The following is a 17856-nucleotide window of genomic DNA, read 5'->3' on the forward strand; positions in this document are numbered from 1 at the left end:
GCAGGTTCTATATGGGGAAACGGCAGCTATAGATGAGGCGCCGGGGAGGCAGAGAAATCATCGATGGGGCCAGGCCGACCGCCAAACACAACGCACGCATCTCAATCTGTCAGCCAAATCATTCGAACAGCTGTTCGTTTCTATGATATGATTCCGCTATCTAAGCAGGCCAATACGCAGAAAGGCGGCCAACATGGCGTTCGACTTTAAGAAGGAATGCAAGGAGCTCTACAGACCTGCAAGCAAGCCGAGTATCATAACTGTCCCGCCTATGAGCTACGTTGCCGTTCGCGGAAAGGGCGACCCAAATACCGAAGGTGGCGAGTATCAAAATGCCCTGCCGCTGCTTTACGGCATCACCTATACCGTCAAGATGTCAAAGAAAGGCTCAAGGAGTATCGAGGGCTATTTCGACTTTGTGGCACCGCCGCTCGAGGGCTTCTGGTGGCAAGACTCCCCGAGCGGCGACATCGATTATGTACGCAAGGACGATTTCAACTTTATCTCGTGCATCCGCCTGCCCGATTTCGTCACTCAGGATGACTTTGACTGGGCGGTCGCGGAAGCCACGGCCAAAAAGAAACTGGACTTTTCTGCCGTCGAGCTGCTTAAAGTTGACGAGGGTCTCTGCGTTCAATGCATGCATACCGGACCCTACGACAGCGAGCCGGCAACCGTAGACGCCATGCATGAATATGCGACCGAGCAGGGCTATGTCCCCGACTTCTCAGACACCCGTTTACATCACGAAATCTATCTTTCCGATCCACGCAAGTGTGCGCCGGAGAAACTTAAGACTGTGGTTCGTCATCCTATCAAGCGCGCTGAATAGCGTGGAGCGTCATTTCACGCGCTGGGTTTTAAGCCAGCCAACCAGCCGCCTCCTAGGCCGTCCGGTAATTATCTTGACGCGGCCCGTCGCATCTTATAAGTTTGTTTTGCTAAAGCTGGAAAGCCTCTCAACGATGCGCAACTCCAGCTCTTTTTCTATCAAGAGGCTTAATGAAATACCAGAAGTCGCGGATATCCATCAACGAACAAATAGCACTATTGACAGAAAACAAGGGTCTTAAGTGCTCTGATCAAAGCGAACTCGAGCGAGCTTTGGTCGAAGCCAACCACTACAGACTGTCGGCCTACTGGTTTCCCTACAAAACCAAATGCAAGTCCGGGATTACCATCTTTCGCGAAGGCACAACATTCGAAACCATCATCTACACGTATGAATTTGACCGAGCCCTCCGGCAGTTAATGTTTGATGCGGTCGGCAGTGCGGTCGGCAGAATTGAGATCTACCTCAGAAGCAGAATTGCCTATCTTGCCTCTGAGGAACGCGGGCCTTTCTGTTACCCAGATGTCGCCATAACGAGGCTCAACTCGGCATGCCCGTCGAGCTCTGCGCCTCACTGGGCTACGCAGCCGTCTTTGGCAGCGCCACCAATACGCTGCTCGCACCCATCCTTATTGGCTGCGAAGTCTTCGGCTTTGGTAACTTGCCGATGTTCATTATTGTCTGCGTTGTGGCTTACCTGTTCAACATGGATAAGTCCATCTACGCCCTGCAGGAGCGGGCGTAGATCGATGTCCAGGCAGGTGGTCTCAGCCGGAAACGGCGTCCCACTCTGAGGCTGTATTCCGGGACACGGTTTCCGCTTGGAACGCCATTCGGAAAGCGCATCCCGCTTTAAAACGGAATTCCGGGACGTAGTTTCCGTCTGAGCCTCCATTCGGAAAGCATGTCCCGTTCTTTCACGGCATCTTGGCTATGCAAAGTGCTCGAGCGCTACGCCTCGTACGCGCCCTCAAGCCGCAGCAGCCACTCCTTACGGTCGAGGCCACCGGCATATCCGTTGAGCGAACCATCGGCGGCAACCACGCGATGGCACGGCACAATAATCGAAATGGGATTACGCGCGACCGCGGCCCCCACGGCACGGGGAGACACAACGGGGTCCTCGTTTCCCGGTACACGATGTCGAGCCGCAACACGCTGGGCGATCTCGCCATACGTAGCGACCTCGCCACGCGGAATAGAAAGCAGCTCGTACCAAACTTCATGCTGAAACGCCGTGCCGATCATATGCAACGGCGGCGTAAACCGAGGTTCCTGCCCTGCAAAATAAGCATTCAGCCAAGCCCAAGAACGCTCAAGCACCGAAGAGGCCGCACCATTTGCGGGACTTACCGACGACATGCCACCGGTACCGGAAACCGCGTCGGCGCCTTCAACATGTTCGGAGTCTTCCCGGAGAAGCGTGGAGCCAAAATGCTCCTGCCCCTCAAACCAAAGTCCCGTCAGACCGCGGCCATCAGCGGCAAGCAAGATTTCGCCCAAAGGCGAAGCAAACGTCGTCGTGACCACCAGCGGCTCCTTTCAAAACTCCGCAACATAATACCGCGAATTGTGCAGACAACCCCAATCGACCCCAAAGTCACCCTAGGCAGCAGGCGCGAACGCGCCGCAGCTGCCGGCCGCGCTCCGCAGTCCCCCAAGGCGGCAGGCGCAAAGCGCCGAGGCCGCCGCCGGGATCAGGGCCCGCAACGGCCACGTGCCTCATCAGCCCAGCGGCCCCAACCAACAACGGCCCCATCGCAGGCCGCTCGCAGCAGCGTCATCGCAGGCGGGGGCCGGGCTTGGTTTTCAGAACACTCCGCAGACCAGTGCGGCGCCTTGTCCGCGGCTCCGAAGGAGCAGGACAAGGCGCCGCACATGGTCGAGGACGTTCTGAAAACTAAGCCCGGCCCCCGCCGGACAGGTCACACTACTCGCAGAGCAGCTTGGCGATCTGGACGGCGTTGGTTGCCGCGCCCTTACGGATTTGGTCGCCGCAGCACCAGAAAGTGATGCCGCGCGCGGCCTCCGGGTTCGAGATGTCGCGGCGCACGCGACCGACCCAAATCAGGTCCTGATCGGACGTATCCATCGGCATGGGGAAGCGGTCGTGCGCATCCTCGGCGCTCATGTCGTCAACCAGCTTCACGCCCGGAGCGGCAGCCAGCGCAACACGGGCCTCGTCAACCGTAATGTCACGCTCGAACTCGAGCGTAATGCTCTCGGAGTGCGAACGCAGCACAGGGACGCGCACGCAGGTGCAGTTCACGCGCAGCTCGGGCAGATGCATGATCTTACGGCCCTCGTTCTGCAGTTTCATCTCCTCGGAGGTAAAGCCCTCCTCCTTGACGCCGCCAATCTGCGGAATCAGGTTGCTCGCCAGCTGGGCGGCAAACGCGCGCGGCTCGGGAATCTCCTCGCCACGGCCCAGGGCGGCCAGCTGAGCCTCGAGCTCGGCCATACCGGGCGCGCCAGCGCCCGAAGCTGCCTGATACGTGGACACGATCATACGCTTCACGCCGGCAAGCTGGTGCAGCGGCCAGGTGGGAACCAGGCCGATAATGGTCGCGCAGTTGGGGTTGGCGATAAGGCCGTGATGCCATTTGATATCGTCGGCATTGATCTCGGGCACGACCAGCGGCACCTCGGGATCCATGCGGAAGGCGTGGCTGTTGTCGACCACGACGGCTCCGCGCTTGACGGCCTCGGGCAGCAGCTCCTTAGCGATATCGTCGCCGGCAGCGCCGAGTACGATGTCGCAGCCCTCAAAGGCCTCGGGGCAAGCCTCTTCGATCACGATTTGCTCGCCGCGGAACTCAACGGTCTTGCCCGCGGAGCGTGCGCTTGCCAACAGCTTGAGCTTGCCGACCGGGAACTCCTGCTCGTTGAGGCACTCGAGCATCTGGGTGCCCACGGCTCCCGTCGCGCCCAAAATAGCAACCGTGTACTGTTTCATGCTTCCCCCTTTAAAGGTTGTGGCTTTTGCCCGCACGCCGAGCAGGCCGATTATTGTTGCCAGTGTATACAAGAACGGGGCGGGCACGAAACCCGCCCCGTCGAAACGAAACCGAAACGAAACGCCCCGCCGTAGATTTCTGGCACTTGTCCCAAAAATTCACCGGGATGGCAGTTACTTGTGGAGCGTGGCCAGGGCGGGATCGACCGGCGCGGGGACCTCCAGATCGGAGACCTTCACAATGCCGTTCTCGTCGGAGAAGGCACGGTAGATGGTCTGAATCGCTAGGTCGAAGTCCTTCTCCTCGACACCGATAATGATGTTGATCTCGTCACAGCTCTGCGAAATCATACGCACGCTCACGCCGGCCTGGCCAAGCATGCCAAACAGGTGACCCGAGATACCTGCGCGCCCGCGCAGGTTACGGCCGACGGTCGCGATAAGCGCCAGGCCCTCGACAACCTCGATCTCGAGCGGCTCGACCTCCTGCTGAATGTCGCCCACGAGCGAGTACAGCGAGTCGTGCACATCCTGCTCCTGCACCACGGCGCCAAAGCGGTCGACACCGGTGGGCATGTGCTCGACGGAGACGTCATAGCGTTCGAACACCGAAAGCGCACGGCGCATAAAGCCAACACGGGGCTTGGTGCGGTCGCGGGCGACGTTGATGGCGACAAAGCCGCGCTTGCCGGTCACGCCGGTAATGATGGGCTCCGCCTCGCCCTCATCAGCCGTCTCGCTAATGATGGTGCCGGGGTCCTGCGGTGCATTGGTGTTCTTGATGACCAGCGGAATACCCGCCTCACGCACAGGGAACACGGCCTCCTCGTGCAGGACGCTTGCGCCCATGTACGAAAGCTCGCGCAGCTCCTCGTAGGTAACGCGCGCAATGGGCTGAGCCTCGGGCACAATGCGAGGATCGGCAGAATAGAAGCCCGAAACGTCGGTCCAGTTCTCGTACAGGTCGGCGCCTAGGCACTTGGCCAGGATCGAGCCGGAAATGTCGCCGCCGCCACGGTCGAGCAGCTTGATCTGGCCCTCGCGCGTCGCGCCGTAGAAGCCAGGCATAACAAAGCCGCCCTGCTGACCGTACTCTTGCACCAGCTCGGAGGTGCGGTTCATGCTGAGCGTACCGTCGTGATGGAACGCCACAACCGTCGCGGCGTCCAGGAACGGCAGGTCCAGGTACTCGGCCATCAGGCGAGCGGTGAAGTACTCGCCGCGGCTCACGAGCTCCTCGGTAGAGTAGCCGCCCGAGCGGGCGCGCTCGGCAAAGGCCGCAAACTCCTCGCGGATGGGATAGGTGAGTCCTAGCTCGTCAGCAATATCAAAGTAGCGCTGGCCAATGTCCTCGAGCAGCTCCTCACACGACACGTGATACTTAACGTGCGCGTTAACCAGGTAGAGCAGGTCGGTCACCTTGGTGTCGCCCTTAAAGCGGCGACCACAGGCGGAAACCACCACAAAACGGCGAGCCGGGTCGGCATCGACGATGGCCTTGATCTTCTTAAAGTGTTCGGCGTCGGCGACCGACGAGCCGCCAAACTTGGCAATCTTAATCATGGGCTGGAGGTTACCTTTCTAAAAAGCCTCTGCAAACCTACTTTGCGCGCTCTGATACCATGGTTTCACCGATTGGGACCAAGGCATCCGAGGAGCAGTGTTATATGGGAACTTATCATAGTACACGAGGACGCACTTTATCGTGCTCAAGTAAGGTGGCAATCCGCACCGGCATCGCTCCCGACGGGGGTTTGTTTGTCTCGGACGAGCTTGGCACCCAGCAGGTCGATATCAGCTCGCTTGCAGATAAATCGTACTTTGAAATCGCTCAAGATGTGTTGGGAATGTTACTGAATGATTACACGGCCGAAGAAATTTCGGCGTGTGTCGACGAGGCATACCGCGGCACGTTCGCGAGTGAAGAGGTTACGCCGCTCGTCAAACTCGACGCAGCGCCGGGCGCTGACGCCCCTCAGACCTATGTGATGGAGCTCTTTGGCGGCCCCACAAGCGCCTTCAAGGACGTCGCCCTACAGATGCTCCCCCGCCTCATGGCCCGCACTTCCGCCAAGGACGGCGGCGCCGAGCGCATCATGATCGTCACCGCCACGTCAGGCGACACCGGCAAGGCCGCACTCGCCGGCTTTGCCGACGCCCCGGGCACGGGCATCACCGTCTTTTATCCCGAGGGCAAGGTCAGCCGCGTCCAGAACCTGCAGATGTCCACGCAGGAGGGCGATAACGTCGCCGTCTGCGGCATCCGCGGCAACTTCGACGATGCCCAGAGTGCCGTCAAGCGCATCTTTGCCGATAAGGAGCTTGCCGAGCGCCTGGAAGCCGCCGGCACGGTGCTTTCGAGCGCCAACTCCATCAATGTCGGCCGTCTGGTACCGCAGGTCGTCTACTACTTTGCCGCCTATGCGCAGTTGCTGCGCGCCGGCGCCATCGAGGCCGGCGACGCCGTGGAGTTCTGCGTACCGACCGGCAACTTTGGCGATATCCTGGCCGGCTACTATGCCAAGCGCATGGGCCTGCCCGTCGCCAAGCTCATCGTCGCGAGCGACAAGAACAACGTGCTTGCCGACTTCCTGACCACCGGCGTCTACGACCGCAACCGTCCGTTCTTCACGACCATTTCGCCGTCGATGGACATCCTCATCAGCTCCAACCTCGAGCGCATGCTCTACTTCCTGTCCGACGGCGACTGCGAGCTCGTTGCCGGCCTTATGGAGCAGCTGGCACAGACTGGTCGCTACGAGGTGCCCGCCGAGCTGCTGGCCAAGATTCAGAGCGTCTTTGGCTGCGGCTGGGCCAGCGAGGACGAGGTCCGCGCTGCCATCAAGAGTTGCTGGGACGCCAACGGCTACGTGATCGACCCGCACACCGCTTGCGGCTATCACGTCTTTGAAAAGGTCGCTCCCGCCGAGGGCGCCAAGGCTCGCGTGCTGCTTTCGACCGCCAGCCCCTACAAGTTCCCTCGCGCCTGCTGCGACGCCCTGGGCCTCGACGTTCCCGAGGATGATTTTGAGGCTATGCGTGTACTCGAGCAGGCCACCAACACGGTCGCCCCGACCCAGCTCGCCGAACTCGAATCCAAACCCGTCCGCTTCGAAGACGTCTGCGACGTCGATGAGATGGCAAGCTACGTCGAGTCTGCAGCAAAAAAGATGGCTACCAACTAAAACCCTTATTAAGCGCCGGCGAAAGCCGGCGCACCTTCTTTTATCAGACACCCACCGGGATGATGACGAACGCGCATAGCGTGCCTGGCTGTTTAGTTCGTCGCGAGTTCCGCACGCAAAGGAAAGCGCTTAATGTGCTTTCCGTCTTGCGCAGGACTGCCCGAGCAGCGAACTAAACAGCCAGGCACGCCAGGAGGACTCACATGATCAAGATCACCGTCCCAGCAACCAGCGCCAACTTGGGCATTGGATACGATACCCTCGGCATGGCCGTCAGCCTCTACTCGCACTTCACCTTCGAGCGCGCCGACAAGCTCACCATCACGGGCTGCCCCGAGGAATTCCAAAACGAGAATAACCTGGTCTATGTGAGCTTTGTCGATGCTCTGGCCGCCTGGGGCGAGCCGGCCTTCCCCGTCGCTATCGACATTCAGACCGACGTGCCCGTCGCCCGCGGCCTGGGTTCCAGCTCCACCTGCGTCGTCGCCGGCATCATGGCTGCCGCCGCGCTGACAGGCCACACCGTCGACCGCGCCGAGCTTGTTCGCATCGCCACCGAAGTCGAGGGGCATCCTGATAACGTCGCTCCCGCCATCCTTGGCGGCGCCGTCTGCTCCTTTACGCCGACCGATTCGCTCCCCCAATGTCTGCGCTACGAGGTGAGCGATCGCTTGCGTTTTATTACCGTGATTCCGCCCTACGAGGTGCATACGAGCGAGGCGCGCAAGGTCGTGCCGCAGGAGATTCCGCTCTCCACCGCCGTGTGGCAGATGGGCCGCATCGCCGGTATGACGCGCGGCTTGGAGACTGGTGACCTCGACCTGATTGCCGCCGCCAATGACGACCGCATCCAGGAACCCTATCGTCGCCGTCTGATTCCCGACTACAACGCCGTGCGCGACACCTGCCTTAACGGCGGCGCCAAGACCATCTGGATCAGCGGTTCGGGCTCGACCCTTATGGCGGTGACCGACGACACCATCGTGGCAAAATTCCTGCAGGTCAAGCTGCGCGAACAGTTCCCCAAGTGCGACACGCATATCCTCACGTGCGACACGGAAGGCGCTCAAATCGAGTACCTGTAGACATCCTCCTCATATACCTGTCCGGGACGGTCGGGATATTCCCTCAAAATCGTCCTCGCGCATGAAGGCCCCTTGTCCTGCTCCTACGGAGCGACGGACAAGGGGCCTTCGCGCTGCGGAATGATTTTGAGGGAATATCCCGACCGTCCCTGCGCCTACCTTGCTGAGGATGTCTACAGGGACCCACGCTTTGAAGGGGCGCCAGGCTGAAATATATGGCCCTTTATTGATAGGGGCTCTTGCTAGGCTGGAGCCCTTACTAGAGGCAGGCCTCGGCGATGCGGCGCTTGAGTTCGTCGATACCCACGCCGGTCTGGGAGCTTGTGATGATTACGTTCTCGGCTGGGACGTTGAGCTGCTTTTTGATAGCGGCCGCCTGGCGGGCCTGTTGGGTACGGCTGAGTTTGTCGGCCTTGGTGAGGCAGACGATAAAGTTGAACTCGTTGCCCTGTAGGTAGTCGATCATGTCGTGGTCGAGCTTGCTGGGGTCGTGACGAATGTCCACCAGCGACACAACCAGGTTAAAGCTGCGCTCGGAGTCGAAGAAGTCGCCGATCAGCTCGGCCCAGCGGTCGCGCTCGGCCTTGGAGCGACGCGCGAAGCCGTAGCCCGGCAGGTCCACAAAGTGCACGTCGTCGGCCTCGAAGAAATTGATATTGCTCGTCTTGCCCGGCGTACTCGAAACCTTGACCAGGTTCTTGCGGCCAAAGAGCTTGTTCATAATCGACGACTTGCCCACATTGGAGCGGCCGACGAAGCTCACCTCGGGACAGGTGGACTCGGGAATCTGCGAAACCTTGCCGTAGCTGGCGACGAACTTGGCAAGCTGATAGTTAATGGAATCGGCCATGGACACTCCTTGGTCGTAGGTTTTTACAAAACGGGCGTGCTATTGCGCGGCGGCGATACGGCGAACGATGTCAAGCGTGATGCCGCTCGCGGTGCGAGCGTACTCATCCAGATCGAACTCGCGCTCGCAAAACGCGTCATATGCCTCGTCACAATTATCGCTGATAGCGCGCAGCACCAGGCAATCGACACCATTCTTGGCCGCGATGTGCGCAATTGCCGCGCCCTCCATCTCGACGCAATCGGCATGTGTGGCCTCAATCGCAGCGTTACGCATGGCATCACCAGTAACAAAGCGGTCACCCGTGGCGATAGTGCCACACAGGAACTGCTTGGGGTCCTTCTCCGCAGAAGTCTCATCCGCCGAGACATCCACAAATCCACGCTCGGCAAGCACGGCGGCGGCGACATCAGCCAACGCCGGCGTCGAGACAAACTCCTCGAGCCCCGGCGCGGACTCGGCGATGAGTGCCGTGTCAGTATCGAGATAGCGCAGGCACTTGCCTATAACCACGTCGTTAATATGGAGTTTAGGGTTTAGGCCGCCCGCAATACCCGAGAACACAACGGCCTGCGGGGCGTATTTGCTGATGAGATGCTGCGTTGCCGCCGCGGCGTTTACGGTTCCCATGCCAGCGGTCGTAGCAACAACGGACAAACCGTCGAGCTCGCCGCTGACAACGGTCAAGCCCGCCTCTTGTACCACACGAGCGCCGTTCAGTTCTTCTTTAATCTGCGCAACCTCTTTTTCGAGTGCACCGATGATTGCGATGGTAGGCATACCATCCCCCAAACCCGTGAAAACTGCTATCCACGGTATGGTACCAGCATTTTGGCTCAACCGCGCAATACGAAGCCGCTAGACCACCGCAGCGCGGGTATCGTAGAGGAGCAAAATGACTTGCTAGCCGATGGCGTTTTTTAGCTCCGCGCGGCGCTTTTTCATGCCCGTCATGACAGCGTTGCGCAGCTCGGGCATGCGCGCGGTATCCATCTGGGACACGCCCTCGAGCCTATAGGGAATGCCCAGTTGCTCGTACTTGACGACACCCATCGTGTGATACGGCAGCATTTCCAGGCCCACCACGTTGTGCCATGGAGCGATGAGGCGACCGAGCTTCTCGCACTCCTCCACCGTGTCGGTAATGCCCGGCACCACCACGTGGCGGATAACGACCTTAATCTTGCGACGCGCGAGCTCATCACCAAACGCCAGAATGCGTGCGGGATCGCAACCGGTCAGCTTTTTATGCTCGACTGGGTCGGCATGCTTAATATCGAGCAGTACCATGTCGGTCTCGTTGAGCACGGCATCGAACTTCTCGGGGTGGTTGGGGTCAAATGCATAGCCACAGCTATCTAGGCAGGTATGTACACGGCCATCGGGGTTGTTGTGCATTGCACGGAACAGGTCGGCCAAAAACTCGGGCTGCAGGAGCGGCTCGCCGCCCGAAACGGTAATGCCGCCGCTGCGGTAAAACTCATGGTTACTCTGGAACTCATCCATCAGGTGTTCGACGGTCACCATGGTGCCGCCGTTGACCGACCAGGTATCGGGATTGTGGCAATACGCGCAGCGCATGGGACAGCCCTGAACAAACACCACAAAGCGGATGCCGGGTCCGTCGACCGTTCCCATCGTCTCGATCGAATGCACGCGGCCAAGGGCAAACGCAGAGTCCTCGGGACGAGCGTCCACACCCTCAAGCGTCATTTCTGCCATTCGCGCTACCTTGCCTCTCCTTGGATGTAACCAATTAAAATGCCAGAGCCATTCTAGCCCATGCGTTTGCGTTTAAACGTCTCGGACTAGAACGGCACGTTTTAATCTATCCCCCATCACCATGGCTGGGGGCTACGTCGAGATGTCAGGCTGAAGAACGCTCGCCTGCGGCCTTTACGCCTTAAGCGTGAGCACCGCACCGAAGGCGGTCGGGCCGCAATGGCTCGAGATGACGCCGCCGACCTGAGTCCAGGTAACGTCCTTAAAGCCCAGATCATGCGCATAGACCTCCATGTCATCGCGCAGCTCCTGGGAAAGGCCCACCGAATACGCCAGGCCAATGTGCGAGTAGTCAATCTCGCCCTTCGCAACCATGTGGTCAATAAAGGCGCGGGCGCACTTGAGCATAGAGCCGCGGAACTTCTTGGTCGCCACGAACTTGCCGCCCGTCACCTCAATGCAGGGCTTAATCTTGAGCAGATGGGCGCCAAGGAATGCGACGTTGGACAAGCGACCGCCCGCCTTAAGAAAGGCAAGATCGGTAGGAACAAAGCCCAGCAGCACGCGGTCCATGACGGAATTCGTAAATGCAAAGATCTCGTCGACGGTGGCATCGGGGTGAGCCTCGATGTATTTGGCGGTCTCGACGACAACGAGCGACTGGCCTACCGAGACAAAGCGCGTGTCCATAGAGAACACGTAGTCGCGACCCTTGGCGGCGATCTTCGATGATTGATGCGAGCAGGTCGTGGCCTCGGAATACGCGAGATGCAGAATAGTCGCATCGGGCTGCTCGGCGTGAATGCGGTCGTACACGTGAGCAAAATCCGCAGGCGCGCAGCCACTGGTCTTGGGCATCACGCCAAACTCGTTGCAGCGCGAATAAATCTCGAGCGGATCGATCGAGCCGTCCTCGACGGTCTCGTCACCAATCGTGACATGCATGGGCACGCGCACGATGCCGTAGCGCTCGCAGAGCTCCGGCGTCACATCCGACCCAGACTCGACCACGATTACGTACTTGCCCATTATTATCACGACCCATCTCGACATTGGCTTTTCAATACATGGCACGCGCCGCCGCACTGTTGCACAACGGCGTCCAAGCGCCAAAGAGACGCCGCCCCTTGCACACAACAAAGGACAGCGTCTCCCTGGAAAACTCCGTGCATCCTGAAATTCTACACGGTTTATTAAGGAGTGTTACTTATTCCGCAAACGGTCGCTATACGCGATAAACGGTAGCTGGCCGCGGTAACTGCGACACATTCCGCCCAGCAAGTCCAATCGTACTCCATGCACGGTTAATGCACGAGGCGGTAGAAATTCATCGATGCCGCACCCTCGGCGTGCAGCTCCATCGCCGGAACCGCCGGCGAATAGGTACGGCTCGTAAGTGCCGCCTCGCCGCCATTTGCAAAAATCTCGACCATCGTAGTGTCCGAAAGCACGCGTAGGTCGCGAAGCTCGCCGAGCTCAATCGACCTCTGGTCGCGCCCATAGCCTTCGTCACCCATATCGAGGGTAAGCATCCCGTCCGTATAACGCACAAAGACACCCTTGCGGATTTCGAGCTCGACCATCTTGGCGCCCTCACAGGAAACCACAAGATCAAACAGGCGGCCCGGCTCCTCAACGGTTTCACCGCCTGTCGCGCGAACGCAGTCGCCGCGCATCTTCTCAATCTCGTGCGCCGGCTGCTGACAGAGCTTACCATCGCGTATGCTCAGCTCTCGCGGCACCGTCAACGCGCACTGCCACCCGCGTGCCACCGTCGGGCTTTTTGCCGTCGCATCGGGGCAACCCGACCACCCGATCATCAAACGCCGACCCGCAGCATCCTCAAAGGACTGCGGTGCGTAGAAATCAAAGCCGGCATCGACCATCGGGGGCATGCCCTGCCCGGCGATCTTAAAACTCGGCGCCTCCCAATCGGCCTCGATGGGAAACCACACGCACTGGTGCGGATTGCGGTAACGCCATCCATCGGCGGGCACGCCCTGCGGACAGCAAACGAGAATAAGCTCACCATCGAGCTCAAACAGATCGGGGCACTCCCACATAAAGCCAAACTTCTCGCCCAACTCAATGCGCGTCGCATAGCTCCAGCCCTCTAGATCGCTCGAGGTATAGACAAGCACACAGCCACGGTCGTCTTTCGTACGAGCGCCCAAAACCATGTAGTAGATACCATCGTGCTCAAGGATCTTGGGGTCGCGTACGTGCGTACCGATATCGTCGGGGTAATCGACCGGCCCAACAGCCATATGCTTCTCGCCCAATTCGTCAGGATTCTCGGCAACCATATGAATTTGGTTTTGCTCACGGCCCGTCAACACGTAGTCGTAATCATCGCGGTCAAAATGCTTGACGTTACCGGTATAGAAGTAGTGAATCTTGCCGTCGTGTACAAAGGCAGAACCAGAATACGCTCCACTCGAATCCAAATCGGAATCGGGGAACAGCACGGGACCGTGATTCTCGTACGTCACAAAATCCTTTGTCGTCAGATGGTTCCAAAGCACTGGACCGCCATGCGCAGCATCGAACGGATCGTATTGATGATAGATGTGATACGTATCACCAATCTGAACCAAACCATTGGGGTCGTTGAGCCAGCCAAGCTCAGGCTCCACATGGAACAAAAGCCTATCGGAGTCGGACGCGATGCGAGCCGCCGTCTCATCCTGTCCGGCACGCCACTGCTCATAGTCCGCACGCATCACCTTGTTTTTTTGATTAAACATCGCCATTGACCTTCTCGTCTATAGGAAAGGACGCTCGACTCACACGAGCCGAACGCCCTTCCCCAAATGGACTTATCCGCACATTACGCTGAACGGCTCAACTAGAAGCTAACGTCGAAGCCAGCGCCAGCGCCCTCTTCATCGGTGGTCGGCACGCCCTTTGCCTTGTTGTAGGCAAAGATCAAGACGATCGGCACGATGAAGGCGATGAGATTGCCAGCCACATACCACACGAGCGTCTCGGGCGTAACGATGAGCAGGCCAAGCACGCCGGTCAGACCCTGACCGATGGCGCGCACCTCAAAGAGCTTCACGAAGGCACCGCCGCAGCCTGCACCGATGCAAGCGCAGATGAACGGGATGATCGAGTAGCGCATGTTTGCAGCAAAGATTGCGGGCTCGGAGATACCGACCAGCGTCGGGATAAAGGACGACATGCAGATGTTGCGCTCTTTGGAATGCTTCTTGTGAATGAGGTACATGCCGATGGCGCCGCCGCCCTGGGCGATGATGGAAACCGACCAGATTGCCTGGATGTAGTTGAAGCCAGTCGTGGCAACGAGGTTTGCCTCGATACCCTGGATGAACTGATGCGTACCGGTAACGACGAGCGGCTGCAGGAATGCGGCAAAGACAAAGGCACCGAAGACGCCCATCCTGTTGTACAGGATATCGATTACGCCGGCGAGGACGTCGCCGATCAGGTTGCCGAGCGGGCCGAACACGGTGAACAGGGCGACGTTAGCAAGAATCAGGGTAACGGTCGGGACAAAGACGAACGAAACGACCTCGGGGATGTACTTCTGGGCAATCTTCTCGACCTTGGCCATAAACCAGGCAGTCAGGATTGCAGGGAACACGCCGCCCTGGAAAGCAACCATGGGAATGGAGAGCGGACCGAAGTTCCAGTACTCAGCACCCGTCGGGTCCATAACGAACGTGTTACGGTTCATAAGGCTCGGGTGAACCATGACGATACCGACGAGGATGCCCAGGATCGGGTTACCGCCAAAACGCTTGACCGCGCTGTACATAACCAGGACAGGTAGGTAGTCGAAGGTGGTGGCGATAATGGCAAAGAAGCTTGCGAGGTTCTTGAGGAACTCGCTGTGATCGGCGAGGCTGCCCTCCATGCCAAAGAGGCCGTTGGCAACGATCAGCGACTTAAGGCCGATGATGATAGCAGCGCCGACGAAAGCGGGAATGATGGGGATAAAGATGTCCGAGAATACCTTGAGGACCGAGAAGAACTTGCCCTTCTTGTCCGCCTCGGCGCCCTTGACCTCGGAAGCGCTGATCTCCTTAACGCCCGTCAGAGCCATAAACTCATCGTAAACCTTGTTGACGGTACCGGTACCGAAGATGATCATGAGCTGGCCGCTGTTGTACAGCACGCCCTTGACGCCATCGATGTTCTCGAGCTCGGCCTTGTTGTACTTGCTCGTATCCTTGAGCACCAGACGCAGACGCGTAACGCAATGCGTGGCGCCCTCGATGTTCTCCAGACCGCCGACGTTATCGACGACTTGCTGAGACACTACTTTGTAGTCCATGTTCCTCTCCATTCCTTTACGAAATCATAAGACGTTTTGATGCCATTACAGAGACGCGATCGTTGCATTTGCGCACTTAAGCGTACCGTCGGTGACCGTCAGCGCCACACCCTGGCCCTGCTTATTGCAGAATCGAGCGTTAAGCGCAACATCATCGACAAAGATGGTCGCGATATCGTCGTCAACGACCAGGCGCACATGATGAGTGCCCTCGCCCTTAAAGAACAACGGACGCTCGAGGCCCATGTTGTTGACCTGGAACCACGGATACTGGGGGGCCGCCGTAAACTCGAGCTTGCCCTCACGCAGGTTGGCGCGGAACTCATAGGCAAGACCGGACTCGGCGTCCTCGGCAAGCTTCACCGAGAAGCCGGCAGCGTCACCGGCGAGCTCGATGTCGGCATCGAGCATATAGGTGGAACCGGCATCCGCGGCGAGCACCTGCTCGACCTTGCCTGACTCGCAGGAGAGCTCAAAGGCCTCGACTGCCTTAGCCTCGCCAAAGGCGCCAAGCATGCTGTCAGGAAGCTTGGTGCCGAGCGTTCCGTCGGCACGCTGAACGATCTCGAGGGGCATAAAGGTGCCACCCCACAGGTAAGAGCTGGGGTCGCCGCCCTCGTCACGCGTAGGAACCCAACCAAAGAGAACGCGGCGCTCGCCGTCAAATGCGGTACGCGCGGCATAGTACGCGCGGCCATCGAAGGAATCGTCCGCAGGAGTGATCCAAGGACCGTTGATAGAGCGAGACATGCGGTAACGGGTCTTGTTGCCATCACTGTACTCGGAGAACACCAGATACCACCAGTCGCCCATCTTAAAGAGATCAGGCATCTCGAACATGGTGTACAGGCCCGGATTCCACCAGTCGCCCTGGAACTCCCAGGTATCCAGGTCCTTGGAGGTGAACTTGACCAGACGACCGGTCATCAGACGCTTGTCCTCGCCCACACGCGTGCCGAGGATGAGCATGTACTCTTCGTTCTCCTCATCCCAAAGCACAAAGGGATCGCGCCAGTTGCGGTCATCGTAACCCTCCTGGGGCGGAAGCAGCGTCTCGGCGATGTTCTTCTCCCACTTGACGGCGTCGTCACTCGTTGCGTGAAGAAGAACCTGCTTCATCAAGCGTGCCTTGACCTTATCGCGATTGCAACCAGTGTAGAGCGCATGGTACTTGTCGCCCACCTTAAACACCGTGCCGGCATAAACATACTGGTCGACTTCCTCGTCGCCGCCACGCTCAAGGCTCTCGCCAAAGTCTTTGTAATTGACGAAGTCCTTGGTTGTCGCGAGTGCCCAGCCAAACGGCTCTCCGAAAGGTCCGGGGTTTCGCGTGTCACGCTGATGATAGAGATAGAACGTGCCGTCCTCGCCGTACGGCATGATGTCGCCCACCCAAATTCCCTCAGGCTGGTAATACACCTTGTGCATCCGAGACTTCCTTCCCACGTGATACTAACTCGGTACAACTGCAAGATATGTCAATCGTTTTCATATGTCAAACGTTTTCACACCAATACGTCTTTTCGCAGTTCCAGTCGTCGGCAAACGGTTGACATATGCCGGCGAACGGTCATCAGAGGCGTTTGAGGAATTCTTTTGGCACGGGATGAACTACGCGGTTTTACCCTCAATGAGTTCAACGGGGAGCTTGATATTCGATTCGGGCTTTTCACCGTTAACAAGAGCGATGATGGATTGCGCCGCGAGCTCACCGATGCGATCGATATCTTGGCGTACGGTTGTTAAGTCAGGCATAAACGTCATGGTGCGGCGGGCACCATCCGCGCCCACGACCTTAATATCGTCCGGAGCACTCAAGCCGCGCTGCTTCATCACGTTGAGGCAGATGGCCGCCATCGTGTCGTCTCCCGCAAAGATGCCGTCAATATCGGGGTTCTCATCGAGGATCTTTGCAACGACCGCACTCTTTTCGTCGTCGGACTTAACGAACTCGACCTCACGGACAAGCGCGGGCAAACCAGCCTGCTCCACAACATCGTGGTAGGCATCGGTACGCTTATTGGCAGGCATACGCATACGGCTATTGTTGCGCAGGCACAAGATGCGCGAACACCCGTCATCGATCAGGCGACGCGTGGCAAGTTCGCCGATGCTATAGCTGTCGCTCGCAATCTGAACAGAGGCCTCGCCAAGGTCGCAGTCGATACCAACCAGACTCAAACCCATCTCGGCATACGCCTCGGCACCGATATTAAGCGAGTTGACAATGACGCCATCAACCATATTGCGTCGAAGCATGTCGATATAAGAGCGCTCAAGCTCGGGTCGATTGGCGCTATTGCACAGCAGCATCTTAAAACCGTTTTCGGCCAGGGTATGCTCAATGACTTGAACCACTTGGGCATGAAACGGACTGCTGACATAGGGGACGATCATACCGATAAGATTCAGGCGACCGTTGAGCATGGCACGGGCGATATCGTTGGGCGTATAGTTGATGCGCTTCATCGCGGCATGGACCTTATCGCGGGTCTCTTGGCTAATATAGCCACGATTATTAAGCACACGAGATACCGTAGTAGGCGAAACCCCCGCCACCGCTGCAACTTCCTTGATGCCAGGCTTAGCAGAATCCTTAGAACGAGTGCCCTCGCGAGCCATAGCACCCTCCCCTATCAACATGTCATACGTTTACATACGAACAAAGCATACCCCAACAACAGCGGGAAGACGGTAACAGCACAAGTAAGTAAACGACTCATCCAAATAATTAGGAGAGTTCCGCCTAAAGGGTGACTACACAGGACCCCAGCCGGGCCGCTTTGGGTTACTTTCCAAAACACTCCGCACTGATATTTTCTGTATTGAAGACGTCGATGATGCACCCGTATACCATTGACGTCGACACCATCAGATGCGGACCGCGCGGTGACCCCACATTCCGCTGGCGCCCACAGGGCTGCCC

The 17856-nt window shown here is 58.4% G+C and carries 15 protein-coding genes; 4 read left to right on the forward strand and 11 right to left on the reverse strand.

What is annotated here, in order from left to right; translation table 11 throughout:
• Positions 1–193 precede the first annotated feature (193 nt).
• Both AAAX77_RS06975 and AAAX77_RS06980 read left to right on the forward strand, forming a co-directional pair.
• Positions 194–832, forward strand: coding sequence for a GyrI-like domain-containing protein (locus AAAX77_RS06975; RefSeq protein WP_349105498.1), 639 nt, complete (start codon positions 194–196; stop codon positions 830–832).
• Between the two features lie 550 nt (positions 833–1382).
• The gene (locus AAAX77_RS06980) at positions 1383–1577 is read left to right on the forward strand and encodes a chloride channel protein (protein ID WP_195644259.1); all 195 of its coding nucleotides are present in this window, start codon (positions 1383–1385) and stop codon (positions 1575–1577) included.
• A 206-nt stretch (positions 1578–1783) separates the two neighbouring features.
• Here the strand turns inward: AAAX77_RS06980 and AAAX77_RS06985 are convergent, their stop codons facing one another.
• From AAAX77_RS06985 to AAAX77_RS06995, 3 genes are all read right to left on the reverse strand, one after another.
• Complete coding sequence (locus AAAX77_RS06985) at positions 1784–2362, reverse strand: methylated-DNA--[protein]-cysteine S-methyltransferase (RefSeq protein WP_349105501.1); 579 nt, start codon at positions 2360–2362, stop codon at positions 1784–1786.
• A gap of 400 nt (positions 2363–2762) precedes the next feature.
• Positions 2763–3788 carry an aspartate-semialdehyde dehydrogenase gene (locus AAAX77_RS06990; RefSeq protein ID WP_196022780.1) on the reverse strand — a complete coding sequence of 342 codons (1026 nt, stop codon included), beginning with the start codon at positions 3786–3788 and terminating at the stop codon, positions 2763–2765.
• Between the two features lie 174 nt (positions 3789–3962).
• On the reverse strand, positions 3963–5351 hold the full coding sequence (locus AAAX77_RS06995; protein ID WP_006234876.1) for an aspartate kinase: 1389 nt from the start codon (positions 5349–5351) through the stop codon (positions 3963–3965).
• A 104-nt stretch (positions 5352–5455) separates the two neighbouring features.
• Between AAAX77_RS06995 and thrC the strand changes: the two genes are divergently transcribed.
• Both thrC and thrB read left to right on the forward strand, forming a co-directional pair.
• A complete protein-coding gene (thrC, locus tag AAAX77_RS07000; protein ID WP_349105503.1) occupies positions 5456–6973 on the forward strand; it encodes a threonine synthase in 1518 nt (505 codons plus the stop codon).
• A 203-nt stretch (positions 6974–7176) separates the two neighbouring features.
• On the forward strand, positions 7177–8058 hold the full coding sequence (gene thrB / locus AAAX77_RS07005) for a homoserine kinase (protein ID WP_006234874.1): 882 nt from the start codon (positions 7177–7179) through the stop codon (positions 8056–8058).
• A 259-nt stretch (positions 8059–8317) separates the two neighbouring features.
• On the opposite strand, the gene yihA is transcribed toward thrB, so the two are convergent.
• The 8 genes from yihA to AAAX77_RS07045 form a co-directional block, all read right to left on the reverse strand.
• Complete coding sequence (gene yihA / locus AAAX77_RS07010) at positions 8318–8908, reverse strand: ribosome biogenesis GTP-binding protein YihA/YsxC (protein WP_089572350.1); 591 nt, start codon at positions 8906–8908, stop codon at positions 8318–8320.
• A gap of 39 nt (positions 8909–8947) precedes the next feature.
• A complete protein-coding gene (gene mtnN / locus AAAX77_RS07015) occupies positions 8948–9688 on the reverse strand; it encodes a 5'-methylthioadenosine/S-adenosylhomocysteine nucleosidase (protein ID WP_349105505.1) in 741 nt (246 codons plus the stop codon).
• A 123-nt stretch (positions 9689–9811) separates the two neighbouring features.
• Positions 9812–10630 (reverse strand): pyruvate formate-lyase-activating protein, encoded by an 819-nt coding sequence (gene pflA, locus AAAX77_RS07020; protein WP_349105507.1) that lies wholly within the window; start codon positions 10628–10630, stop codon positions 9812–9814.
• Positions 10631–10804: 174 nt separating this feature from the next.
• Positions 10805–11659: a DegV family protein gene (locus tag AAAX77_RS07025; protein WP_233504627.1), complete on the reverse strand. Its 855-nt coding sequence runs from the start codon at positions 11657–11659 to the stop codon at positions 10805–10807.
• 275 nt (positions 11660–11934) lie between these two features.
• Complete coding sequence (locus tag AAAX77_RS07030; protein WP_349105509.1) at positions 11935–13377, reverse strand: glycoside hydrolase family 32 protein; 1443 nt, start codon at positions 13375–13377, stop codon at positions 11935–11937.
• A gap of 101 nt (positions 13378–13478) precedes the next feature.
• Positions 13479–14930, reverse strand: a complete 1452-nt coding sequence (locus tag AAAX77_RS07035) for a PTS transporter subunit EIIC (RefSeq protein WP_040358954.1) — start codon at positions 14928–14930, stop codon at positions 13479–13481.
• 45 nt (positions 14931–14975) lie between these two features.
• The gene (locus AAAX77_RS07040; RefSeq protein ID WP_117743236.1) at positions 14976–16358 is read right to left on the reverse strand and encodes a family 43 glycosylhydrolase; all 1383 of its coding nucleotides are present in this window, start codon (positions 16356–16358) and stop codon (positions 14976–14978) included.
• A gap of 183 nt (positions 16359–16541) precedes the next feature.
• Entirely contained in the window at positions 16542–17552 is a 1011-nt protein-coding gene (locus AAAX77_RS07045) for a LacI family DNA-binding transcriptional regulator (RefSeq protein WP_349105510.1), read from the reverse strand.
• Between the last annotated feature and the right edge of the window lie 304 nt (positions 17553–17856).

The organism is Collinsella sp. CLA-ER-H6, assembly GCF_040092305.1.
Lineage (GTDB): Bacteria > Actinomycetota > Coriobacteriia > Coriobacteriales > Coriobacteriaceae > Collinsella.